Origin of the sequence: Jidongwangia harbinensis (assembly GCF_020216025.1) — a bacterium.
GTDB classification, from domain to species: Bacteria; Actinomycetota; Actinomycetes; order Mycobacteriales; family Micromonosporaceae; genus Actinoplanes; species Actinoplanes harbinensis.
Map to the genome: position 1 here is coordinate 68497 of NZ_JAIWNC010000005.1, position 22372 is coordinate 90868.

General features: G+C 71.0%; 25 protein-coding genes and 1 tRNA gene. 14 read left to right on the forward strand and 12 right to left on the reverse strand.

Annotated elements, in window-relative coordinates:
• Nucleotides 1–31 precede the first annotated feature (31 nt).
• Both LDL48_RS09000 and LDL48_RS09005 read right to left on the reverse strand, forming a co-directional pair.
• Complete coding sequence (locus tag LDL48_RS09000; protein ID WP_225254561.1) at nucleotides 32–2560, reverse strand: putative bifunctional diguanylate cyclase/phosphodiesterase; 2529 nt, start codon at nucleotides 2558–2560, stop codon at nucleotides 32–34.
• 53 nt (nucleotides 2561–2613) lie between these two features.
• Entirely contained in the window at nucleotides 2614–2784 is a 171-nt protein-coding gene (locus LDL48_RS09005) for a hypothetical protein (protein WP_225254562.1), read from the reverse strand.
• Nucleotides 2785–3044: 260 nt separating this feature from the next.
• Between LDL48_RS09005 and LDL48_RS09010 the strand changes: the two genes are divergently transcribed.
• Nucleotides 3045–3437, forward strand: coding sequence for a hypothetical protein (locus tag LDL48_RS09010; RefSeq protein WP_225254563.1), 393 nt, complete (start codon nucleotides 3045–3047; stop codon nucleotides 3435–3437).
• A gap of 29 nt (nucleotides 3438–3466) precedes the next feature.
• Here the strand turns inward: LDL48_RS09010 and LDL48_RS09015 are convergent, their stop codons facing one another.
• Together LDL48_RS09015 and LDL48_RS09020 are read right to left on the reverse strand one after the other, a co-directional pair.
• A complete protein-coding gene (locus tag LDL48_RS09015) occupies nucleotides 3467–4303 on the reverse strand; it encodes a sulfurtransferase (protein WP_225254564.1) in 837 nt (278 codons plus the stop codon).
• 11 nt (nucleotides 4304–4314) lie between these two features.
• Nucleotides 4315–4809 (reverse strand): YajQ family cyclic di-GMP-binding protein, encoded by a 495-nt coding sequence (locus LDL48_RS09020; RefSeq protein ID WP_225254565.1) that lies wholly within the window; start codon nucleotides 4807–4809, stop codon nucleotides 4315–4317.
• Between the two features lie 147 nt (nucleotides 4810–4956).
• Here LDL48_RS09020 and LDL48_RS09025 point away from each other — a divergent pair.
• The 6 genes from LDL48_RS09025 (at nucleotide 4957) to LDL48_RS09050 (ending at nucleotide 10220) form a co-directional block, all read left to right on the forward strand.
• Nucleotides 4957–5037: transfer RNA gene (locus tag LDL48_RS09025), tRNA-Tyr, on the forward strand.
• A gap of 372 nt (nucleotides 5038–5409) precedes the next feature.
• Nucleotides 5410–5781 (forward strand): hypothetical protein, encoded by a 372-nt coding sequence (locus tag LDL48_RS09030; RefSeq protein ID WP_225254566.1) that lies wholly within the window; start codon nucleotides 5410–5412, stop codon nucleotides 5779–5781.
• A 382-nt stretch (nucleotides 5782–6163) separates the two neighbouring features.
• The gene (locus LDL48_RS09035; RefSeq protein ID WP_504785486.1) at nucleotides 6164–6661 is read left to right on the forward strand and encodes a ribonuclease FAU-1 family protein; all 498 of its coding nucleotides are present in this window, start codon (nucleotides 6164–6166) and stop codon (nucleotides 6659–6661) included.
• A gap of 489 nt (nucleotides 6662–7150) precedes the next feature.
• On the forward strand, nucleotides 7151–8332 hold the full coding sequence (locus LDL48_RS09040; protein ID WP_225254567.1) for an alpha/beta hydrolase: 1182 nt from the start codon (nucleotides 7151–7153) through the stop codon (nucleotides 8330–8332).
• Nucleotides 8333–8397: 65 nt separating this feature from the next.
• Nucleotides 8398–9564, forward strand: a complete 1167-nt coding sequence (locus tag LDL48_RS09045; RefSeq protein ID WP_225254568.1) for a sensor histidine kinase — start codon at nucleotides 8398–8400, stop codon at nucleotides 9562–9564.
• The gene (locus tag LDL48_RS09050; RefSeq protein WP_225254569.1) at nucleotides 9561–10220 is read left to right on the forward strand and encodes a response regulator; all 660 of its coding nucleotides are present in this window, start codon (nucleotides 9561–9563) and stop codon (nucleotides 10218–10220) included. Before LDL48_RS09045 ends, LDL48_RS09050 begins: the two co-directional genes overlap by 4 nt.
• Nucleotides 10221–10414: 194 nt before the next feature.
• Here LDL48_RS09050 and LDL48_RS09055 read toward each other — a convergent pair whose 3' ends face one another.
• The 3 genes from LDL48_RS09055 to LDL48_RS09065 are packed head-to-tail and all read right to left on the reverse strand — an operon-like array spanning nucleotide 10415 to nucleotide 11982.
• Nucleotides 10415–11116, reverse strand: a complete 702-nt coding sequence (locus LDL48_RS09055) for an NUDIX hydrolase (protein WP_225254570.1) — start codon at nucleotides 11114–11116, stop codon at nucleotides 10415–10417.
• Between the two features lie 28 nt (nucleotides 11117–11144).
• Entirely contained in the window at nucleotides 11145–11609 is a 465-nt protein-coding gene (locus LDL48_RS09060) for a hypothetical protein (RefSeq protein WP_225254571.1), read from the reverse strand.
• 19 nt (nucleotides 11610–11628) lie between these two features.
• Nucleotides 11629–11982 carry a hypothetical protein gene (locus tag LDL48_RS09065; RefSeq protein ID WP_225254572.1) on the reverse strand — a complete coding sequence of 118 codons (354 nt, stop codon included), beginning with the start codon at nucleotides 11980–11982 and terminating at the stop codon, nucleotides 11629–11631.
• Between the two features lie 341 nt (nucleotides 11983–12323).
• Between LDL48_RS09065 and LDL48_RS09070 the strand changes: the two genes are divergently transcribed.
• Nucleotides 12324–12563 (forward strand): hypothetical protein, encoded by a 240-nt coding sequence (locus LDL48_RS09070; RefSeq protein WP_225254573.1) that lies wholly within the window; start codon nucleotides 12324–12326, stop codon nucleotides 12561–12563.
• A 209-nt stretch (nucleotides 12564–12772) separates the two neighbouring features.
• Here the strand turns inward: LDL48_RS09070 and LDL48_RS44425 are convergent, their stop codons facing one another.
• A complete protein-coding gene (locus LDL48_RS44425) occupies nucleotides 12773–13720 on the reverse strand; it encodes a methyltransferase domain-containing protein (protein ID WP_225254574.1) in 948 nt (315 codons plus the stop codon).
• A complete protein-coding gene (locus LDL48_RS09080; RefSeq protein ID WP_225254575.1) occupies nucleotides 13717–14568 on the reverse strand; it encodes an alpha/beta fold hydrolase in 852 nt (283 codons plus the stop codon). Before LDL48_RS09080 ends, LDL48_RS44425 begins: the two co-directional genes overlap by 4 nt.
• 81 nt (nucleotides 14569–14649) lie before the next feature.
• On the opposite strand from LDL48_RS09080, the gene LDL48_RS09085 reads away from it, so the two are divergent.
• Nucleotides 14650–15129 (forward strand): MarR family winged helix-turn-helix transcriptional regulator, encoded by a 480-nt coding sequence (locus tag LDL48_RS09085; protein ID WP_225254576.1) that lies wholly within the window; start codon nucleotides 14650–14652, stop codon nucleotides 15127–15129.
• Nucleotides 15130–15185: 56 nt separating this feature from the next.
• Nucleotides 15186–15908 carry a septum formation family protein gene (locus LDL48_RS09090; RefSeq protein ID WP_225254577.1) on the forward strand — a complete coding sequence of 241 codons (723 nt, stop codon included), beginning with the start codon at nucleotides 15186–15188 and terminating at the stop codon, nucleotides 15906–15908.
• Between the two features lie 14 nt (nucleotides 15909–15922).
• On the opposite strand, the gene LDL48_RS09095 is transcribed toward LDL48_RS09090, so the two are convergent.
• On the reverse strand, nucleotides 15923–16543 hold the full coding sequence (locus LDL48_RS09095) for a class I SAM-dependent methyltransferase (RefSeq protein WP_225254578.1): 621 nt from the start codon (nucleotides 16541–16543) through the stop codon (nucleotides 15923–15925).
• Nucleotides 16544–16608: 65 nt separating this feature from the next.
• Between LDL48_RS09095 and LDL48_RS09100 the strand changes: the two genes are divergently transcribed.
• From LDL48_RS09100 to LDL48_RS09115, 4 genes are read left to right on the forward strand one after another with little or no spacing between them, the layout of a single operon-like run.
• A complete protein-coding gene (locus LDL48_RS09100) occupies nucleotides 16609–17079 on the forward strand; it encodes a DUF1707 SHOCT-like domain-containing protein (protein WP_225254579.1) in 471 nt (156 codons plus the stop codon).
• A 51-nt stretch (nucleotides 17080–17130) separates the two neighbouring features.
• Complete coding sequence (locus tag LDL48_RS09105) at nucleotides 17131–18153, forward strand: LLM class flavin-dependent oxidoreductase (protein ID WP_225254580.1); 1023 nt, start codon at nucleotides 17131–17133, stop codon at nucleotides 18151–18153.
• A 42-nt stretch (nucleotides 18154–18195) separates the two neighbouring features.
• Nucleotides 18196–19035 (forward strand): GNAT family N-acetyltransferase, encoded by an 840-nt coding sequence (locus tag LDL48_RS09110; RefSeq protein WP_225254581.1) that lies wholly within the window; start codon nucleotides 18196–18198, stop codon nucleotides 19033–19035.
• Nucleotides 19032–19697, forward strand: coding sequence for an MOSC domain-containing protein (locus LDL48_RS09115; protein ID WP_308016440.1), 666 nt, complete (start codon nucleotides 19032–19034; stop codon nucleotides 19695–19697). Before LDL48_RS09110 ends, LDL48_RS09115 begins: the two co-directional genes overlap by 4 nt.
• A gap of 1 nt (nucleotide 19698) precedes the next feature.
• On the opposite strand, the gene LDL48_RS09120 is transcribed toward LDL48_RS09115, so the two are convergent.
• Nucleotides 19699–20874, reverse strand: a complete 1176-nt coding sequence (locus LDL48_RS09120) for a carbohydrate-binding protein (protein ID WP_225254582.1) — start codon at nucleotides 20872–20874, stop codon at nucleotides 19699–19701.
• A 132-nt stretch (nucleotides 20875–21006) separates the two neighbouring features.
• Nucleotides 21007–22269: an MFS transporter gene (locus LDL48_RS09125; RefSeq protein WP_225254583.1), complete on the reverse strand. Its 1263-nt coding sequence runs from the start codon at nucleotides 22267–22269 to the stop codon at nucleotides 21007–21009.
• Nucleotides 22270–22372 lie beyond the last annotated feature (103 nt).

Below are 22372 nucleotides of genomic sequence, written 5' to 3' on the forward strand. Positions count from 1 at the left end.
GAGCCGGGGTGAAATCGGATCCCCCGGTGTGTCAGATCACCGCTCGGAGCCTGCGTACCTCGCCGGTGGGGGTGCTCTCCGGCTCGGTCTGGGCGCTGAACCAGGCCTCCAGGCGCTCGTACGGCAGCGGCCGGCTGAACAGGTATCCCTGGCCGATCTCGCAGCCCATCTCCTCGAGCACCTCGAGCGTCAGCTCGCTCTCCACGCCCTCGGCGACCGCGGTGAGGCCGAACTCCCGGGACAGGCTGATCACCGCCCGGACGATGGCCAGATCGCCGGAGTCGGTCACCATGCCCTGGACGAAGCTGTCGTCGATCTTGACTTCCTGCACCGGCAACTGCCGCAGATAGGACAGCGACGAGGCGCCGGTGCCGAAGTCGTCGACCGACAGGCGTACCCCGAGATCGCGAAGTTGATAGAGCACCGGCAGGGTGCGTTCGATGTCGCCCAGCATGCCCGGCTCGGAGATCTCGAACGTGACCTGACCGGCGTTCACCCGGTACTGCTTGAGCAGCTCGTGCACCGAACTGGGGAAGCGCGGGTCGAGCAGCGTGCGGGCGGACAGGTTGACCGCGATGGACAGCGGCCGGTCCGCGTCCGCCCACTCCCGACAGCGCCGCAGGCCCTCGGTGAGTACCACCTCGGTGAGCCGGGACAGCTGTCCGGTGTGCTCGGCGACCGCGATGAAGTCCTCCGGCGCCACCTCGCCGTGCGCCGGATGCTGCCAGCGGGCCAGACACTCCACCCCGACCAGGTGCCGGTCCCGGATGGTGACCTTGGGCTGGAAGTAGACCTCCAGCTCGCCGTCCTCCAGCGCGCGGCGCAGGTCGGCGGCGAGGCCGAGCCGGCGCACCGCCCGGGACTCGAGCGCCGGGTGGAAGAGCTGCACGCCGTACGGCACCACCTTGGCCGCGTTGGCGGCCAGCTCGGCGCGGCGCAGCAGGGCCTCGGGGTCGTCGCCGTGGTCCGGTTGGACGGCCACGCCGACCGCGGTGTCCACGTCCAGCGTCAGCGAACCGACCACCATCGGCCCGCGCAGCTGTTCACGCATCTCGGTGGCGAGCTGCACGGTGGCCCCGGTGCTCTCGGCCCGGAGCGTCACCACGAACTCGTCGCCGCCGATCCGGCCGACCAGCGCACCGGGCCCGGCGATGCCGCGTAGCCGCTGAGCCACCTCGGCGAGCAGCTTGTCCCCGGCGGCGTGACCCATCGACTCGTTGACGTCCCGCAGGCCGTCCACGTCGAAGGAGATCACCGCGACCACCTCGCCCGGCGCGCGCACCTTGACCGACTCCGCCAGCGCGTCGGTGACCCGGCGGCGGTTCGGCAGGGCGGTGAGCCGGTCGTGGTAGGCGTCGTACCGCAACCGGTCGACCAGGCGCGAGTTCTCCACCGCGACCGCGACGTGTGCCGCGATGGTCTCCAGCACCTGGACGTCGGCCGCGCGGTAGGTGCGGATGTCGCTGAGCCGGTTGACCACCTCGAGCGACCCGATGGTGGTCTGCCCGGACCGCAGCGGAACCGCGATGACCTCCTTGAGGCGGGCGTCGCCCAGCGTCGGCCGCAACTCCTCGGTGTCCGGGAACTGCGCGCCCACCGCCACCGCGTGCCGGCCGGCGACGGCCCGTTCCCGGATCACCGCGGGCATCGGCGAGATGTCCAGCAGCCCCTCGTCGTCGACCCGCGCGGTGAGCAGCACCTCCGGGTGCCGGCCCTGGGCGGGCAGCCAGAGCGTGGCGTACTCGGATCGCATCAGCGCCCGCACCCGGCCCAGCAGCGCGTCCGCGAGGCCGCCGGCGTTGCCCTGCTCGCGGACCGCACGGGTCAGCTCGTACACCTCGGTGAGCGTGCGGTGCTGGCGGAGGAACTCGGCGAACGACCGGAAGACCAGGACCAGCGCGCCGAGCAGCACGGCCAGCAGCACCGCGGCCCAGGCGGTGGCGTCCAGCGCGACCAGGAACACCAGGCCGATCACGATGTTGATGGCCGCGGTGACCAGCGTCGGCAGTCCCGCGCGCAGCGCCTCCTGACCGGCGTGCCGGCCCTGCACCACGCTCATCACGCCGGCGAACGCCAGCGGGCCGAGGATCGCGCTGGCCATGCCGGCCGCGAAGAGAATGCCCCAGGTGCCCGGCCCGGCGCCGCGGATGGGCGGCAGCAGGGCGACCACGATCAGCGCCGCCGAGGTGGCGGCCGCGGCCTTGGCCAGGTTGAACGACATCTTGGTGACGCCGAGGCTGGACCGCAGCTGGGCGACCAGGGTGGCGAGCGTGCCGGCCAGGATCACCGTGACCGGGGGCAGGAAGTAGAGCGCCAGGACCAGGGGGATCTCCGTGACGACCACGAAGAAGCCCTGCCGGCGGATCACCACGTTGAAGACGCCGATGTTGGCGACGACCAGAGCGGCCAGGGCGAGAAGGCCGCCCAGCCAGCTGCGATACCAGTGCGGGTCGGCGGCCCAGAAGACCGCGGTGCAGATCGCGGCGAACAGGGCCAGCGGGTACGTGATCAGCCAGGCGTACTGCGATGAACGACGTGCAGCCGACCGACGCCCAGACATCGCACTCCTCGGGTCAGTCGGTCGGCCGGGTCAGTGGGGCTCCGACTCGAAAGTCAGCCCCAGATGATGTCGGGCCCGAAGGCGGGAGCGACTGTGACGGCGGCGGAGTCGTTCGAGCCACCGGTCCCGTGCTGGGCGCCTTCAGCGGCGGCGCCAACGCCGCCGAGGAACGCGGCGAGCACGAAAACCAAGCCGGCGAAGCGGCTCAGCTTCCTTGCAGACATGTCCAACTCCTGTACTGAACAAGTGGCATCCGGTGGGGGGTCACATGATGGTGCCACACGCGCTGTGTGTCAGACACCGTCCATGAGCGGGTCGAAGCCGCACATACCGAAATCCTGTCTGAACGGTTGAGTCGCGAACGGGACACCAGCCCGCAAGATTGAACGGTTTGCGCCCGATTTAGCGGCAGATGTGAGCGGCGGCCGCCATTCCGCGTCAGGTTTCCTTGACGTCAAGCCACCCTGACGAAAGACTGATCGACATGGCTTCCCCGGACGACCTGGAGCGCGAACACACCCTCTCCACCGCTACGGCGCGTTACGACGACCTCCGGATGCGTGAGGCCCTCGCCGCGATGGACGACACCGACCACCCGCCGCTGACCCAACAGGAGGCGCTGGAACTCCTGGCGCTGAGCGAAGTGGTGATCCGCAAGGCCGGATACGGGCGGCAGGCGATGGTCCGGACGGCGCGCGGGGCGGGCGCATCCTGGACGCAGATCGGAGTGGCGCTGGGGAGCAGCAAGCAGGCGGCCTGGGAGGGGCACCAGCGGTGGATCGAGGAGCAGTCGCGGCAGCATGCCATCGGGGGATATGCGGGCTTCGACCCGGACGAGGCGCAGGCGGCGCGGGGATTGGCCGGCCGCCCGGACTGACCCGTGAGCCGAGCCCCGCGGGCGGCCGGCTACGCCAGTCCGGATCCGGTGGCCGCGGGGCGTTCCGTGTTGCTGTACTGGGACCAGGAACCCGGATACAGGCGGCCGGGCGGCAGACCCGCACGCTCCAGCGCCAGCAGGTTGTGGCAGGCGGTCACTCCGGAGCCGCAGTACGACACGACCTCCGTACCCGCCGAGACGCCCACCTCGGCGAACCGCTCCCGCAACGCGTCCGCGGACAGCCACCGACCCGCCGCGTCCACGTTGTCCCGGCAGGGCAGGTTGCGCGCACCCGGGATGTGCCCGGCCCGGGGATCGATCGGCTCGGTCTCGCCCCGGAACCGCTCCGGCTGGCGCGCGTCCAGCACCACCGGCGGATTCCCGCCGGGCCCGGGCTCCGCGGCCACGTCGTCGATGCCGGCCAGCCGGTCCGCCGGCCACGGCCGGGGAGTGAAGACAGCCGGGGTACGGCGGGAAGCCCCGGTTTCCCACTCCCCGTCGTACCCGCCGACGCCGCCGTCCAGCAACGCCGCCTCATGACCGATGGCCCGCAACATCCACACCAGCCGGGCGGCCATCACACCGCCCGCGTCGTCGTACCCGATCACGGTGTCCGCATCGCCGATGCCCAGCGCGCCCATCGCCGCCGCGAAGACCGCAGGCTCAGGCAACGGGTGCCGGCCGTCGGCGGGCGGGCCACCGTGCGCCGCCAGGTCCGCGTCCACGTCGACGAACACGGCGCCAAGATGGCCCTGCTCGTAGGCGGCACGACCGGACCGGCCGTCGAGGTAGTAACGCACGTCCGCGAGCACCAGGCTTCCCCGGTGTGCCCGTACCCATGCCAGGTCGACGACCGGCTCGATCATCGCGCGGCCGCTCAGCGGTAGTTGGTGAACTGCAGGGCGACGCCGAAGTCCTCCTGCTTGAGCAGGGCGATCACGGCCTGCAGGTCGTCCCGCTTCTTCCCGGTCACCCGGAGCTGGTCACCCTGGATCTGCGCCTGCACGCCCTTCGGGCCCTCGTCGCGGATCTTCTTGCTGATCGCCTTGGCCTTGTCACTCTCGATGCCCTCGAGCACCTTGCAGTCGACCTTGTACGTCTTGCCGGACTGCCGCGGCTCCCCCGCGTCCAGCGACTTCAGCGAGATGTTCCGCTTGACCAGCTTCTCCTTGAACACGTCCAGCGCGGCGGCGGCCCGCTCCTCGGTCTCCGAGGTGATGGTGAACGCGGACTCCCCCGAAGAGGCGATGCTGGTGCCCGTACCCCGGAAGTCGAACCGGGTGCCAAGCTCCTTCTCCGCCTGGTGGAACGCGTTGTCGACCTCCTGCCGGTCGACCTTGCTCACGATGTCGAACGACGGGCTGGCTGCCATGATTGACTCCTGCGGTGGGCCGGTGATCGATGTCGGCGGGGGCGGTGTCCGGGCCCCCGACATGCCGACCGTACCCCGTTGTGGATCCGGACCGGCGTACGGCTATTCTGTTCTCCGCTGCTTCGGGAGACCGTAGCGGCATGCCCAGGCGGGTTGCCCGAGCGGCCAATGGGAGCGGACTGTAAATCCGTCGCGAAAGCTACAGAGGTTCGAATCCTCTACCCGCCACAGGCACCAATAACGGCCCCGTGAGCTGCGGAAACGCGCTCCGGGGCCGTTCTTGTCGAGTCCAGTTCGGTCCAGCCGAATCCGGCTCGTCGCGAGCAGTTGTGGGCGGATCGTGGGCAGGTCGATCATGCCGCACGCTCCCCCAAACAGTGCCTCTCAAGCCATCCCGTCCACCGTCGAACAACCCACCGGGGAGCGGGCCGCCGCCGGGGCCGCCACGGCTTACGCACCGGTAGAGATAGTCAGACGCTGGCGGTCCCGGCGGCGGTCTGCTCGGCTTGCCTGGTTCGGCGGTGGGCGGGATGGCGGCCACCATCCCAGAAACCCGAGATCCCCGCCGGAGGCACGCCCCGGATCTGAGACCGTTCCCAGATGCGCGAACTCGATCCGCTGGAACACGAAGAGATCTTCTTCCAGGAGATGCGCCGGCGTATCCCTGAGCTACAGGACTGGTACCACCAGGACCCTGACGGTGGACCATGGATGCTGGTCTCCTACGACTTCGTAGAAGGCAATGCTGTCCGGGAGACGCTGCGCGTCGACTACGACGGAACCCAGCTCCGGGGCGGCTGGAGCCCTTCCTGCCTCAACTGGGACGACGGGGTCCGCGCGGCCGAAGCGCTCATCGACACCGGGCCGCCCGATGGGCTCAGCATCGATCTCGCCAGCGATCCGAGGGAAGTGGCCGCCATCGCGGCCGCCTGGTTCGAGGCCCACATCGAGCGCTGGAACCGCCGCCCGTAAGCGGACACGCGCCTGGCAGCATCAACATCAGGCACACGAATCGGCCGGTGCGCCGGCCGATGCCGGCCGGAGGCCGCCAGCAGGCCGAGCGCGGCCGGCCAGCGCCGCGCTTGCGCGGCGCCTTGATCCAGAACAGGCCAATTCGGCAGTATCACCAATGACGTACCTGTCCCGTCACGGTTGATGCTTGACACTGGCGTCCCACCTGATGCTTGACATGATCGATAGCGTCGGCTCGTGGTTGATCAGATCCTGTACCGGGACTTCCGAGGCGATGGATCACTGGTGCTCGTGATGCCGCAACTGCTGGTGTCCGAAGAAGAGCGAGGAATTCTGACCTGGCGGCCGATCGGCACGCCGTACCTCTTGCGCCGGACCGTTGATGGTCGTGACCGCCGAGAGGTCCCCTTTTCGAGAGCGGCACATGGTCCAGTGGCAGTTGGCTCCCATGACATGGACCGGGTTGCACGTGCTGCACCTCTTCAGGCCCGGGCGTGCCCACTCGGTGTGGTGGATGTTCAACCCTGATTTCACCTTGAACTGCTGGTACGTCAACCTGGAGGCGCCTCCCGCCGTATGGCGGGACGGCAACCTCGCCGGCGTGGACACCTTCGACCACGCCCTTGACCTAGTGGTGCCGCCAGGTCGCGACTGGCGCTGGAAGGACGAGGATGAGTACCAAGAGCGCATCGGGCATCCGGCGTACTGGGGAGAGGACGGAGCGAAGGAGATCCGAGCCGAAGGCGAGCGGGTCGGCATGGACATCGAGGCAGGGGGCTTTCCCTTCGATGGCACGTGGCTAGATTTCCGTCCTGACCCGGCGTGGCCCACCCCCGAATTCCCCACTGCGGGCTGGGACCGGCCGCGGAGCCGTCCCTAGGCCAATCCGTCAAGCATCAACTGGGACTCAACAGGTCACAGCGCCCGAGAGTCCAAGCGCCCAATAGTTGTAGCGCTCAGGCGACAGCACTCAGGTTTGGAACGCTCCTAGGCCAGCGTATTCTCGCGACTTTATAGCTCGCTGAACTGCGTTTATTCCGTGACTCCGGCGGCGCTCGGCATGCCATTTGGAGACCCTCATCGTCTGCTGCTCACCGATCGATCCGGCAAGCGACGGACCCGCCGTAGCTTCCACCCGCCGCAACGGCTTCGGCCCCTGGTACCAACTCCAGTCGGTGACCGCTAGGACATCCGCAAAGCGTCCACAGGTTCAGCCGAGCGCTCAAGCAACCCACCGCCGGCCTCCGTCGTGCGGTGGCCCCCTCCGTCGGAGGTCGCAAGCGGCACTTCCCGCCTCCGCCGGATGCACCCGAGCACGCCCGGCGGCAGGCTCTGGGGTGTCGAAAACGACGCCGACCTGGGGGAACTCATGAAGCTGAAGAGAATCGCCGCGGTGGCCGTCGCCGCGCTCGCCGTCGGCCTGGTGCCGCTCGCCCGCGCCCAGGCGACGGACCGGCCGGCGACGGACCGGCCGGCCACCGAGTGGGCCGGGATCGTCCGCGAGTCTGTCACGATCCCGATGGACGGCGGATGGTCGGCCACGGGCGAGCTGACCTACCCGAAGGGTGCGCGGGGCCGCCTCCCGGTGGTGGTGCTGCTGCACGGCAGCGGCCAACACGACATGGATCAGACGCTCGCGCCGGGCGTGGCGACGTTCGGGTCGGTCGCGCGTTCGGTCAACCGGGGCGGCTTCGCGGTGTTGCGCTTCCACAAGCGTGGCGTGGTCGGCGTCGGCCCGAAGTTGAGCGACAATCCCGCGTTTCTCGACCCGGACCGGCCCTATCAGCAGACGGTGCGCGACGCGGCGGCTGTGGTCCGGTTCGCGGCGGTGTCGAAGCGCGTGGATCCGGCCAAGGTCTTCCTGCTCGGCCACAGCGAGGGTACCCAGGTCGCCGGCAATCTGGTCGCCGACCCGGGCGCCTACGGCATCAGGAAGCCCGCCGGGGTCGTCATGATGGGCGTGGTCGGTGCCACCCCGCGTGAGGCGATCTACTACCAGGCCGTGGGCCGAACGCTGGGGCAGTTGCACGAGGAGTTCGACTTCGACGGCGACGGCAGCCTGAGCGCGACCGAGGTCACCAACGGCCTGGTCGGCCTGCCCGACGACGTGGCGGGGCAGTTCCGGGCCGTGTTGACCAGCCGGGCGACCGACGCCGACGGCGACGGCCGGCTGGCGATCGACACCGAGGTCGAGCCGGTCGTCCGCGCGGCGGTCGGCTTCGACCGGTTCCCGCATTTGACGGGCATGTCCGAGCGGCTGGCAAAGTACCTGACCGACTTCGGCCGGTTCGCGATGCCGGCCCGGGAACTGCCCCGGTACAACGGACCGGTGCTGCTGCTCAACGGGGAGACCGACATCCAGACGCCGGTCCGCGGTGCGATTGTCGCGGATGCCGCGCTCGCCGCGGCCGGCAACCGGGACCATAAGTTGATCACCTATTCCGGCGTCAGTCATCTGATGAACGTGTCGCCGGAGTACCAGCCGGTGCCGGGCAACCCGGGCCAGGTGGTGCTGCGGGACATCAACGCCTGGCTGGCCGCGCACCGCTGAGCCGCGGAGCAGACAGGGCCCGGCACGGCGGTCGGCCGTGCCGGGCCGGTGAGGGGAGGGACGCGATGCGGAGGCACCTGATCCGGGACGGCGCGCTGGCCGTGGCCGCCGCGCCGTTCACCGCGCTGCTGCTGTGGCTCTCCGCGCGGGACGGCGCGCCCACCGGCCCCGTCGTGCTGGCGCTGATGGTGGCCCAGACGCTGCTGATCTGCCTGCGCCGGGTAAGCCCGATGACCTGCCTGACGTTGATGCTGGTGCTGCAGGTTGCGATCTCCGCTGCCGCCCCGTACGGGACCGGGCTGCGCGGCATCGGGCTCGTCGTCGCGGTCTACACCTGCGGCACCCTGTTGAGCGCGCGCACCGCCCTCACCCTCGCCGTGATCACCGCGGGCGTGGAGGTCGGCGCGCACGCCGGGCTGAACCTGGCCCCGCTGCGCGAGCCGGCGACGGAGCTGACCGAGCTCACCGTGCACCTCGCGCTGTCGCTGCTGGTCTACGTCGGCGCCGCCCTGCTCGGCGCGCACGTGACCATGCGGCGCCGCTACACCGAGGCGGTCGCCGCGGGTGCTGCCGCGGACGCGGAGGCGCACCGGGCCCGCACCGCGGCGGTGCTGACCGCCGAACGCGCCCGCACCGCCCGCGAGCTGCATGACGTCGCCGCGCACCACCTCACCTCGCTGATCGTGCGGGCCACCCTCGTCGAACGGCTGCTGGACCGCGACCCCGCGGCGGCCCGTGAGCACGCCCTCGCGGTCCGCGAGGAGGGCCGGAACACGCTGCACAACCTGCGGCTGATCGTCGGCGCGCTGCGGGAGGACGACAGCGCGGACCCGCACCTGCCCGACGGCGGCGGCCTTGCGATGATCGACCGGCTGGTGTCCGGCGGCGAGGCCGTGCTCACCGTCGAGGGCACGCCCGGCGTTCAGGACCCGGCCGTGGAGCTGGCGCTCTACCGGGTGGCGCAGGAGGCGTTGACCAACGCGCGCGAGCACGCTCCCGGGGCACCGGTGACGATCACGCTCACCCACGGGCAGTCGGAGACCACAATGGAGATCCACAACGGGCCCGCGACCGGCGCGCCCCTGCACCGCGACCGCCGGCACCGCGGCTTCGGCCTCGTGGGCATGCGGGAGCGCGCCGCACTGATCGGCGGCGTGCTGGAGGCCGGGCCGGCCGACGGCGGCGGCTGGTGCGTGCGGCTCACCGTCCCGCACCCGGGCGGCGACGCATGATCACCGTGCTGCTCGCGGACGACCAGGCGATGTTGCGCGCGGGGTTCCGTTCGCTGATCGAGCTCGCCGACGACATCACCGTGGTCGGCGAGGCCACCGACGGCCCCGACGCCGTCCGGATGGCCCGCCTGCTAAGGCCGGACGTGGTCTGCATGGACGTGCGCATGCCCGGCGGCGACGGCCTGACCGCGACCCGCGAGATTGTCGGCACGCTCGACCCGGCACCGGCGGTGCTCGTGCTGACCACGTACGAGCTGGACGAATACGTCTTCGGCGCGCTGGAGGCCGGCGCGAGCGGGTTCCTGCTGAAGGACGCGGACGTCGACACCCTCCTCGACGCGATCCGCCGGCTCGCCGCCGGTCAGGGCATGGTCGACCAGGCCGTCACCCGGCGCGTGATCGTCGAGTTCGCCCGCCGCCGTCGGGCCGCCACCCCGGCGGACACCGGATCTGACGTGCTCACCGCGCGTGAGGCGGAGATCGTGCGGCTGCTCGCCGACGGCCTCTCCAACGCGGAGATCGCGGCCGAACTGGTGGTCGAGGTGAGCACCGTGAAGAGCCACCTGAGCCGCGCGATGGCCAAGATCGGTACCCGCGACCGCGTGCAGACGGTCATCTGGGCCTACCGCTCCGGCCTCATCTCGTGGGAGACCTGAGGGGGCGGCGAGCTGATCAACGCGCCGATCCTCGATGATCATGAGCATTGAACCGGCGTTGCTCTGCCCCGAGCTGCTCCGGCAGCCGGCGCCGCGGCCGCCCGACACCAGGAACCACGGTCGTCGCCCGTCAGCGGCCCCGCTTCGCCAACGAAGAGGGGCATCTAGGCACCCGCATCACCCGTGGTCCTTCATCACGTAGCGGAGCTTCGAAGGATGGGTGGGTTGAGCACGATGGCGGCGCCGGCCCTGTACAACGCCGCGGGTCGGCCTACCGCCGGTATCCTCTTCGCTCCCGTTGGTTCTACGAACCCGTCGGTATGCATGACCTTGCGACTGAAGTTGCGGGGATCAAGCGTCACTCCCCAGACCACCTCATATACGTCTCGCAAGTCTCCGATGGTGAACTCCGCCGCGCAGAACGCCGTGGCAAGGGTTGTATGTTCGAGCCTCGCCCGGGCGTGCTCCACCGCGTCGTCGAGGATCCGGTCGTGATCGAAGGCGAGCGTGCCGCGCACCCTCGTCACGGGCAACCAACCGGCGTCCCGGGCATCCGAACCTGCGATCGGTAGCGGTAGGTCCGGCATGATCGCGAGATGCGCCACGGACACCACCCGTCCGCGTGGATCTCTACCAGGATCGCTATATGCGGCGAATTGCTCAAGATGAAGCATCGAGCCGTCGAGGCCGGTCTCCTCGCCCAGTTCCCGCACCGCAGCACCGGCAAGGTCCTCGTGCCGGCGCAGGAAACCGCCGGGCAGGGCGGGTTGGCCGAGAAACGGCTGGTTGCCACGGTGGATCAGCAGGACCTGCAGGGCGTGCTCGCGGACCGTGAGAACGACGAGATCAACGGCCAACCTCAGGGTCTCGTGTTCGCGACCGGTTCCTGTGGACATTACTGCTCTCCACGGATCACGATTCGGCTCAGCCGACTCGATCGTCGGAGATCATCGGCCAGCGTACCTCGAGATGGCCCTTCCGCAGGACCTGCGGTCCCTCGTGGGCGACCTCGCCCGCCAGCGTTGCGGCGTCGACCACGGCCGACGGATGGACGAGGATAGGCAGATCAACGGGCGGGAAATCCGAGAAGAACAACGGCACCTGCCCGCGAATGACCTGGCCCATCTCGAAACCGCTGGTACGGCCCAGATACCCGCCGGGTAGTACGGCGTAGACGAACGATGCGCTCAGGATGCGATGCAGCGCTCGGGCCTGCAGCTCGTGATCGGCGAGACTCGTCGGATCCGACGCGAATCGCACAAAGTCCAGGGAGGGGTCAAGCACCTCCGAATCCGGCGGCGACATGACGTCGATTCCCTGAGAGCGGAACGCGCGGCCAGCGGCTACCACCTCGGCATGGTGCTTGCGGAAGCTTCCGATGATCGCCACTGACAGGCAGCGGCTGGGCTCACCAGTGATTGCCATCTTTGCCGCCCACACGTGAGAAGTAGTAACCGGTCACACCAGCCACTGGGGTGATCACTGACGTCATCGCAGCCTGCCAGACGAGCAGTCGCTCGCCCGTGATGTCGAGCAGGATCAGGACGAAGAGCCCGGCAAGCATGAGCGCTGTCACCGCGATGGACGAGGCGATGAGCCAGGCTCGAATGCGATCAGGATGCCAGCGACGTACCGGTTCAAGAGACCAGGCCGGCGCGTGCCCCGGCGGGACGAACTCTTCCAGGTTGCGCCGCTCCGCCGAGGCGTCCCGTCCGGAGTCCTCTCCGGCTGTTGCTTCGCCGTCGGGAGGTTCGCTTGTCATGGCCGCCCCGCCTTCCTTGGCTTGGTCGGAGCGCCGTCAAGCTGTCGCGCTCCCGAAGGACAACGCGACACTAGCAGATGTTGAGGAAGTCTGTACACAGTACGCCTAGGATACGCATTTTGTCAAGGTGACATAAACTCCAGCGAGCGCCATGGAGGGCATGGTGCGCGGGCCGATCCCTGCCTCCTCAACGATCACGGCCCGAGAGTTCCACTCTGCACTGTTCAGAGCACCTGACACGCGCCGTCATCCACGGATGCAGCCGAGGCGCCGAACTTATTGTCCTTGTGACACAAAGGTGGTGTACTGGATGCGCCCAGCATGTTGATAGGAGACGGTTCATGAGCCCATCTGACGCCCAGACGCCCGTCGAGAAGCAGTACGATCGTCTTTCGATCAACGTCTCGCCGATCACCTCACAGACCCTTCGAGAGCTCGCCGCCGCGAAGGGAACGACGATCACCGAGGTGATCCGTCAGTCGGTGGCAGTGCTCAAGGTGCTGGAGGAAGAGCAGGCTGAAGGCGCGCAAGTCCACCTCGTACGTCCAGGCGCCACCCCCATGCGGCTCCGACTCCTGTAGGTGCTCGGGAACATGGCCGTGGCTGCGGAGGACCGCGCATCCGTCGCGAAGGCCACAGAGTCCGAGTCCTTGCCTGCCACCTACACCGACATCGGCTGGGCGCGAGCTGCGTAAACGCGCTCCAAGAGCGCCGCTGAGGCACTCACCGGCACGGGCGTCGGTGTCATAGCGTCAGCGCCTGCCAGCTGGACCCGCGAATCTCGTCCGCGTCAGCCGTCCCGTTCGCGGAGAACGTAGATCGAGGCCGTCACGTCGCCGTGGGCGGTCGAGACGGTTGTTGTCACGCGTCGGTAGCCGGGGCCTTCGAACTCGTCCAGGCGGGACCAGTGTGCCGGCAGGTCGGCCGACTCGAGGACCTGGACGGGTACGGCCGGTCCGGCGGGGTCGGGGATCAGCGCCGGATAACCGAGATCCGCTCCCCAGCCGGCCTCGACCAGCCTTCCGTGGACCTCGCCGGTCAGCCAGCGGCCGTGCAGGTCGGCGAGGTGGTGGTGGTTCGGGCGGCCGGGGGCCAGCGTCCCGTAGGTGGCGAGTCGATGGGGCGCGGTCGTGCGGAGCAGGTAGCCGGACAACGTCAGCTGCCGGCCGTCGGTCTCGGCGGCGACGTCGATCTCCTCGATCCGGGTGCCGGTCCAGGTCGGTTCCGCGAAACTCGCCCGCAGGTATTCCTCGGTCAGGCCCCAGCCCTGGCCGGCCTGCGGGGACACGGCCAGCACGAAGACGGTCGCGCCGGGGGCGGCCAGGCCGGGCAGCAGAGACAGGTACCGCTGGGCGTTGTCGCCGCCTTGGCGGTCGAGGCTGTGCAGCAGGCCGGAGTCGAACACCGTGTCGAACGGGGCGGACCGCAGGTGCAGCCGGGTGGCGTCCTGGGTCTCGAAGTGGATGGTCAGGCCCTCGGCGGCGGCCTTGGCGCGGGCCGCCTCGATGGCCACGCCGGATTTGTCGACGGCGGTCACGTCGTGGCCGCGGCGGGCCAGGGCGATGGCCAGGTCGCCGGCGCCGCAGCCGAGGTCGAGGACTGCCGGGCCGGGCACCGCGTCGTCGAGGAGTTTCTCGAGTGCGGGTTGCGGTGCGCCGATGTCCCAGGGCGGGCCGCCCGAGTCGGCGGTGTCCCGGTAGAGCGCGTCGTAGTCGATGTCCGTGTCGTGCTCGGTCACCGTAAGCCCCCGATGAAATCGGTGATGGCCCCGGCGAGCGCCTCGGGGGCCTCCATCGCAGCGTAGTGGCCCACACCGTCGAGCGTCACGGTGCTGATGTCGGCGGACGCGGCCTGGGACATGGTCCGGGCCGTGAAGGGGCCGCCGCCGGCGCCGACCGCCAGGACCGGGACGGTCAGGCCGGGTGACTCGGCCAAGGCCCGGATGTCGTCGCCCTCCCGCAGCATCGACCGGTAGAGGCCGGCCGCGCCGCGCCAGCCGTCGGGGCGGGCGTAGGTGCGGGCGAACTCGGCGATGTCGGCGTCGGTGATCGCGCCGTCGACAGCGGTCAGGGCGGGGAACGCGAACCGGCCGAGGAACTCGCATTCGCGGCCGGCCAGCAGCATGTCCGGGATGCCGGGGGCGGCCAGCACGCCGATGTGCCAGGCGCCGCCGTGGGTGACGTCGGCCAGTGCCTCGAGACCGAAACCGGGCAGGCCCATCTCGATGGCGGTGAGGCTGAGCACGTCCTCCGGATGGGTGGTGGCCAGGCGGAAGACCGTGGCACCGCTGATGTCCTGGCCGGTCAGGTGGACCGGGCCCACGCCCAGGTGGGCGATGAGCTGGTGCAGGTCCTCGGCCGCGGTCGTGCTGTCGTACTCGCCGGGGCCGTTGGCGGAGTCGCCGAAGCCGCGCAGGTCGACGGCGAAGACGCGGTGCTCCGCGGCGAGCAGCGGGATCAGCTTGTGGAAGGTCCACCAGGTCTCCGGGAAGCCGTGGACCAGCAGGATCGGGGACCCGGTGGGGCCGGCGGACACGTAGTGCAGGTCGGTTCCGTTGACCTCGACGCGGTGGTGGGTGACGGTCATGGAAACTCCTCGATTAGACAACCTGGGTGTCTAACGATAGACAGCCAGGTTGTCTTTGTCCAGGTGTCGTAGCCTTCCGTCATGTCCCGCTCCGGCGCTGATCTCGCTCTGCTGCTGCTCGGCGGCTTCCGCACGCTCGTGGACGCCGCGATCGCCGAACTGGCCCGGCGCGGCCATCCGGACGTCCGGCCGGTCCACGATTTCGCCATGCGGGCCATCGCCGCGGGCGCGGACAGCGCCTCCGAACTGGGCCGCCGCCTGTCGATCTCGAAGCAGTCCGCGGCGAAGACCATCGCGATCCTGCAGGAGCGGGGGTACGTGGCGCGCGAGACCGACCCGCTCGACGCCCGCCGCAAGCGCCTGCAGGTCACCGCGCTCGGCTTCGACGTCCTGCGGCACGGCGAGGCGATCTTCGACGAGCTGCGCGACCAGTGGGCCCGGCAGATCGGTGCCGCCGAACTGGAGACCTTCGAGACACAGCTGGCGGCGCTGGTGGGCGCGACGCCGGTGCGCTTCGACACGCCCGGGTGGATCACCCGGGATCTCGGCGAACCGGCCTGACCGCGCGGTTCCACCAGGGGCAGCGGGGAACCGCCGCCGCTGTTACCGTGCCCGCCGTGGATCACCAGCCTGCACCGGGCGTCGTCGCGCCGCCGTACCAGATGAGCCCGCCGCCGTACCAGATGAGCCCGCCGCCGTACCCGATGAGCCCGCCGCCGCAGCGGCCGCTGTGGAACGGCAAGACCAACGGCTTCGCCATCGCCGCGCTCACCATGTCGATGTTCGGTTGCGCGATCCTGCTCAGCACCGCCTTCGGCATCCTCGCCGTCGTGCAGACCAGGCGGAACGGCGACCGCCGGGGCCGCCGCTTCGCCATCGCCGCGCTCGTCATCAACGGCATCTGGGTGCTGGTCATCGCGGGCGCCGTGGTCGCGGGGGTCGTGACGAACATCGCGCAGGGTCCGGACCGCGACGCCACCGGCGCGATCCGGGGCGAACGCTCCATCGCGGTCGCCGACCTGCGCGTCGGTGACTGCATCAAGGACATCAAGAACGAGTACGGCACGTACGTCGACGTGGCGCCGTGCTCGGTGGAGCACACCAGCGAGGTCTTCGCCCAGTTCACCCTGCCGGACGGGCCCTGGCCGGGCGACGCGAAGGCGCAGCAGGCCGCCCACGACGGCTGCGAGAGTCGCTTCCAGGGATACACCGGCGCCGCGCCCCGCGGGTCGGACCGGCTGCTCGCCGAGTCACCGGATGCGCTGGACTGGCCGAAGGACCGCGGCGTGCTCTGCATGACGTACCAGCCGGCCGGCACGACCGGGTCGGTGCGCCGGTGAGCTGAGCGTCCCGGTCAGCCGTCGAGCGGGCGGACCAGCGTGAGCGACTGGAAGTGCAGGCCGCCGTGGTCGACGGTGTGGAAGTCGAGCACCTCGAACGCCGCACCGGCGTACCCGATGATCTCCTCGTCCGTGCGCAGGGCGAAGAACCGTTTCGGTACCAGGTGATCCGTCTCGATCTCCCCCTCCGAGGACCTCCCGCCCCACAGCCCGACGTAGACCAGCCCGCCCGGCCGGACCACGTCACGCACCGCGCGCAGCACCTCGGGCAGGTCCGCGTTGGGCACGTGCAACAGGCAGTTCAGGGTGAAGACCGCGTCGAACGAGGCCGGCGGGAAGCCGGGGCGGCGGGCGTCGCGGACGTGCGCCTCCAGGCCCTTGCCCCGGCACCGGGCCACCATCTCGGGTGACGCGTCCAGGGCCACCACCCGCAGCCCGGCCGCGGCGAAGAAGGCCGCGTCCTGACCGGTTCCGGCGCCGATCTCCAGCAGCGACCGGGCCTCCGCCACCCGCAGCCGGTCCAGGAACGCGGCCCGCTCGTCCAGTTTGAACTGCTGCTTCGGCATGCCGTCGCGTTCCGCCGCGCCGCCGTCGTAGGCGGCGCGGAGAGCCGGGAGCACCTCGTCGTATCGCATCTGTCTCCGATCGTCCGCACCGGTTAGCCTGACTCGTAATACGGGGGTGCGTAAAGGAGCGTCGGATGGCCAAGGAAGTCGCGAAGCCCGGCGCGCAGGGCGACCCGGTCGACCTGCGCGCGTCGGACGCCGACCGGCAGCAGATCGCCGACCGGCTCCAGGCGGCGCTGGACGAGGGCCGGTTGTCGCTGCACGAGTACGACGACCGGGTCAAGGAGACGTACGCCGCCCGCACCTACGCGGAGCTGCTCCACCTGGTGTCCGACCTGCCGCAGCCCGGGCTCAGTGCCGCCGACGTGAACGCCCGCCGGATCGCCGAGGTCAAGCGCGCGGCCCGCCGGATGCCGACCGCGCTGATGGTGCTCTGGACCATCTGGGGCGCGCTGGCCGTGATCAACCTGGTGGTGTGGGTGCTCGTCGCGATGACCGTCGACGGCTACGTCTACCCGTGGCCGGTCTGGACGCTGGTGCCCGGTGCCGCGCTCGCCACGGTCACCGTCGGGGTGCAGATGATCCGCACCCGGAAGGCGACGTGACCTGCACCGCGTCGGCGGTCGACCGGGTCCGCACGGGTGTACGTTCGCGACATGCCACGCGTACCGCTGTCTGTTCTTGATCTTGCCACCGTCCGGGCCGGGCACAGCAGCGCGGACGCGCTGCGCGGCACGATCGACATCGCCCAGGCCGCGGACGATCTGGGGTACGCCCGGTTCTGGGTCGCCGAGCACCACAACATGCCCGCCGTCGCCTCCACCAGCCCACCGGTCCTGATCGCCGCGGTCGCCGCGCGGACCGGCCGGATCCGCGTCGGGTCCGGCGGCGTCATGCTGCCCAACCACATGCCGTTCGTGGTGGCGGAGCAGTTCGCGCTGCTGGAGGCGTTGTACCCGGACCGCATCGACCTGGGCATCGGCCGGGCGCCGGGCACCGACCAGGCCACCGCCGCCGCGCTGCGCGGGGTCTCGCCGCACCTGACCGTCGAACAGTTCCCGGAGCACCTGTCCACGGTGCTGGCGCTGCTCGGCGACCAGCGGGCCGCGCCGGAACGGATCGGCCGGCTGCGGGCCACGCCGGCGCCGGAGACGTACCCCGAGGTGTGGTTGCTGGGCTCGTCCACCTACGGCGCGCAGGCGGCCGCGGCGCTCGGGTTGCCGTTCTGCTACGCGTACCACTTCGCCATGTCCTCCGACGTGGACGGTGCCCTACGCCTGTACCGCGACGGGTTCCAGCCGTCGCCGGTGCTGGCCGAGCCGTACGCCATGGTCAGCGCGTCGGTGATCGCGGCCGGGACCACCGAGGAGGCGCAGTTCCTGGCCGGGCCGAGCCGGATCATGGCACTGAGCCTGCGCACCGGACGGCTCGGGCCGATCATCTCGCCGGAGGACGCCGCCGCGGTGGAGCTGTCCGACCTCGACCGGGCGGTGCTGGACCAGCTGCCGGGCACCCAGTACGCCGGCACCGCCGAGGAGGTCGTCGCCGGGCTGGACGCTCTGGTCGAGCGCACCGGCGCGGACGAACTCATGCTCGCCGGCACGGCGTACGCGCCGGAGACGCGCCGGGACACGCTCGCCCGCGTCGCGAAGGTCTGGAACGAGCCGCCCGCCCGCTGAAAAACATGTGCGCGCACGGCCGGTCCTGATCGAGGATGAGGCATGGGCTGGCACACCACCGACCGGGTGGACGACTTCGTGGCGAACGCCGGTGACTTTCTCCGGCGGCGGCCGGTGGAGAACACGGTCCCGCTGACGCTCGCGGCCACCCTGCAGGCGCGCGGGCCGTACGCCTTCGGTCCGGACCGCCCGGTGTACGGCTGGTGGACGACCACCGCCGGGGAGGTGCAGGGCGCCTTCCTGCAGACGCCGCCGCACCCGCTGTTGCTGACATCGGCGCCGCCCGACGCGGTGCCGGCCCTGGCCGGGGCGCTGGTCGACCGCCCGCTGCCGGGGGTGAACGCGCGCAGCGCCGACGCCGAGACGTTCGCCGCGACCTGGCGGCAGCGCACCGGCGGTACCGCCCGGACCGGCCGCCGCACCCGGCTGTACCGGCTGGCGACGCTGACCGTGCCGGACCCGCCGCCGGGCCGGGCACGGGTGGCCGGCGCCGCGGACCGGGCCGTGCTGATCGACTGGTACCGCGCGTTCCACGCCGACATCGGCGAGCCGGCCCGGGGCGGGCCGGACCTGGTGGACGACAAGCTCGAGTACGGCGGCCTCACGCTCTGGGAGGTCGACGGCGAACCCGTGGCCATGGCCGGGGTGAGCCGGACCGACGCCGGGATGGTACGGGTCGCCGCCGTCTACACGCCGCCGGACCGGCGTGGCCGGGGCTACGGTGGCGCGGTGACCGCCGCGGTCAGCCGGGCCGCCCTGGACGGCGGCGCCACCGACGTGGTGCTCTTCACCGACCTGGCCAATCCCACCAGCAACGCCCTGTACCAGCGGCTGGGCTACCGCCCCGTCGAGGACCGCACCGTCATGGAGTTCACCGCATGAATGCAGGCACCGTCCTCTCGGTCAACCTGGCCGTCCCGGAACCCAGCACCGCCAAGAGGGTCGGCATCACCGGCATCGCGAAGCAGCCGGTCGAGCATGCCGTGCTGGTCCGGCCGCCCGGCCCGAAGACCACCGGACTGCACAGCGGGCTGGTCGGCGACCAGATCTTCGACGTCGCCCACCACGGCGGCGACGACCAGGCGGTGTACGCGTACGCCCGGGAGGACTACGACTGGTGGGAACAGCAACTGGGCGTGGAACTGCCGGGCGGCCGGTTCGGTGAGAACCTCACGCTCGCCGGGGTCGACGTCAACGGCGCGGTGGTCGGCGAGACCTGGCAGATCGGCGCGGAGCTGGTGCTGCAGGCCACGCTGCCGCGCATCCCGTGCAGCACGTTCCAGGCCAAGATGGCCGTGCCGCACTGGGTGAAGCGGTTCACCGCGGCCGGGCGGCCAGGCGCGTACCTGCGGGTGGTGCAGGCCGGCGAGGTACGGGCCGGCGACCCGGTGCGGGTGCTGGACCGGCCGGCGCACGGCATCACCATCGCGGAGACCCTCCCGGGCTGGCTGGGCCGGACCGACGACGTCCTGCACCGGCTGCTGGCGGCGGACGACCTGCCCGGCGGGGTCCGGGCCGAGGCGGAGGAGCAGGTCGCCCGGTGAGCTACCGGAGCCGCTGCCAGAGGGTACGCGAGCGGCTCGGCGTCTGACCGGTGACCGACTTGTGCGCCCGTCGGCTCTGGTACCGGACTCCCTGATACGTGACGACCTGGCCAGCCCGGTAGGTGACACCGGCCGCCCATGTCGCGGGCGCCGCCGGCGCCTTGCTCGACGGGGCCGCGGACGGCCGGGCGGGCGGCGCGGCGGCCGGCCTGCTCGGCGATGTGGCGGACGTCGACTTCCCCGGAACCGGCGTGGCGCCGGCCTCGCAGTCGTTGGCGGCGACCACGTTGTCGGTGTGCGTGGTACCGGCGCCGCGGAGGCCGGCCACCCGCGCGCTCGCCTGCGCCGGGGTGAGCGTCTGGCGCTTGGCGTGGAAGACGTAGTCCACCGATTCCTGCCAGACGCTGGTCCCGCGGCCGGAGCGGCCGGTCAGGTCGATGAACCACTGGTTGAAGTCGATCGACATGTTCTGCCGCGGGTAGACCTTGCCGGAGTGGTCGGCGACCAGGACGCCGTCGATGTAGTACCGCACGTGGCCGCCGCCGACCGTGGCCATCACGTCGTGCCAGCCGGCGATGCTCCCGGGCTGCTTGCTGCTCTTGTTGTCGGCGTACCAGGGCTCAGCCACGTACGTGTACCAGGTGGTCTGGTAGTTGATCGGCCCGGCCTCGCCCCAGCCGCCGTTCGGCAGGTACTCGGAGAAGTCCAACTCGGAGTACTGCGGGTCGCGCGGCGCGGCGAGCGGCGAGATCGTGTAGAAGGTCTGGTTCACGTGGTCGCCGTCCGGGCCGCTGACCGGCGTGTCGGCGAACTTGATCCGGGCCAGGTAGGTGCCCTCGAAGAACCGCCGCTCGCCCAGCGAGAACTCGGCGTGCGACGTGCCCGCCGCGGTGCCGTCGGTGCGCGCGGTCAACTGGGCCACCCGCTCACCGTCCACGGTCGGGAACGACACGTTGTCCGCGCGCCAGGCGGCACCCGGGACGCCCGGACCGCCCGCGGTGCCGCGGATGCTCCAGCCGTGCTGGCGCAACGCCGGGTCGGTGCGCGACGTGTACGCGAAGTCGTCGAAGAGCACGCCGCAGGTGGCGGCGGCGTCGCTGGTCGGGGCGAGCGCGACGCCGGCCGCCGTGAGCGCGGCGGCCGACGCGCCGACCAGGAGCTTGCGGGAGAGGCCCATGGCGGAGGGGCTCCTTAACGGGGTTCGATCGGTGTCCCGACCAGCCTTCCCAGCCCCGCCACCAAGGTCAATAAACGCGATCTGTGGTCAGCCTTAAGTTGATCTTGAGTAGACCAGCGGCGAAACAGCTGGTCAGCCCGCGGCCAGGGCCTGGCGCAGGCGCTCGGCGGCGCGCTCGTCCGCCCGGGCCATCGGGCCGGTGCGCACCCCGGCGACCATCGCCGCGAGCAGCACCACCACACCGGCGAAGACGAACGCCCACGGCAGCCCGCCGGGCTGGTCGACGATCACGCCGGCCACCGCGCCGCCGGCCGCGCTGCCGCCGACCGAGACGGTGACGATCCAGGTGTACGCCTCGTTCAGCATGCCGGCCGGGGCGATCCGGCCCACCAGGTTGTTCTCCACGGTCAGCGCCGGCGCGATGGTGGCACCGCCGACCACCAGGGCCACGCCGAGGGCGGTCGGGTTCGGCATCACGGCCAGCACCCCGAAGCTCACCGCCACGCCGGACAGCAGCCAGGCGAACTGGCGGGTCAGCGGCATCGCGGGCCGGCGGGTGCCGAACCAGATGCCGCCGATCGCGCTGCCCATGCCCCAGATCCCCAGCAGCAGGCCGCCGAGGCCGTCGCCGCCGCCGTGCCGCTCCGCGTACGCCGGGACGATCACCGCGGCCGCGCCGAACGCGACGCCGAGCGCCGCGACGCAGGACAGCAGCGCCGGGAAGCCGCCGACCCGGAGCGGGCCCAGGCCACGGGTGGCCTCGGTGGACCCGTGCCGGGTCCAGTGCCGCATGACCGGCAGCCAGGCGATCCAGAACGTGCCGGCGAACGTCGCCACCGCGGCGCTGACCAGCGCGGCCGCCGGGTCGCCGGTGAGCACCACCAGCGCCGCCACCAGCATCGGGCCGAGCACGAAGACCAGCTCGAACAGCGACGTCTCGGCGGCCATGGCGGCGGACCGCAGCGCGTGCCGGCCACTGCCCACGTCGGTCATGTCGCTCCACGCGCGGCGGATCGCGGCGGTGAGCGGCGGATAGGTGGCGCCGGCCAGCGCCGACATCACGAAGATCAGGGTCAGCGCCCCGGCGCCGCCCCGGCTGATGAGCAGCAGCCCGACCAGGGCGAGCGGATGCAGCACCGCGGTGGCGAGCAGGATCGGGGTCGGCCCGATGCGGTCGGCGAGCCGGCCCGCGACCGGGCTGACCGCGGCCCCCGCCAGCGCATAGATGCCGCCGGCCAGACCGGCCGCCGCATACCGCCCGGTGGCCTGCTGCACCAGCAGCAGCAGGGCGAGCGGGGTCATGCCGATGCCGAGCCGCGCGAAGATGCCGACCACCAGCAGGACCGGGCCGCCCGGCAACTGCCACACGCCAAGGTACTGACGCAACGCGGTCACGGGCCCCACCTCCAGGTTTCGGTAACGACTCAATCGCCTACCGACCCTAACCGGCGGGGCCCGGTTCACTCACCGGAAATATGCCCGGATGTCAGCGACGTCA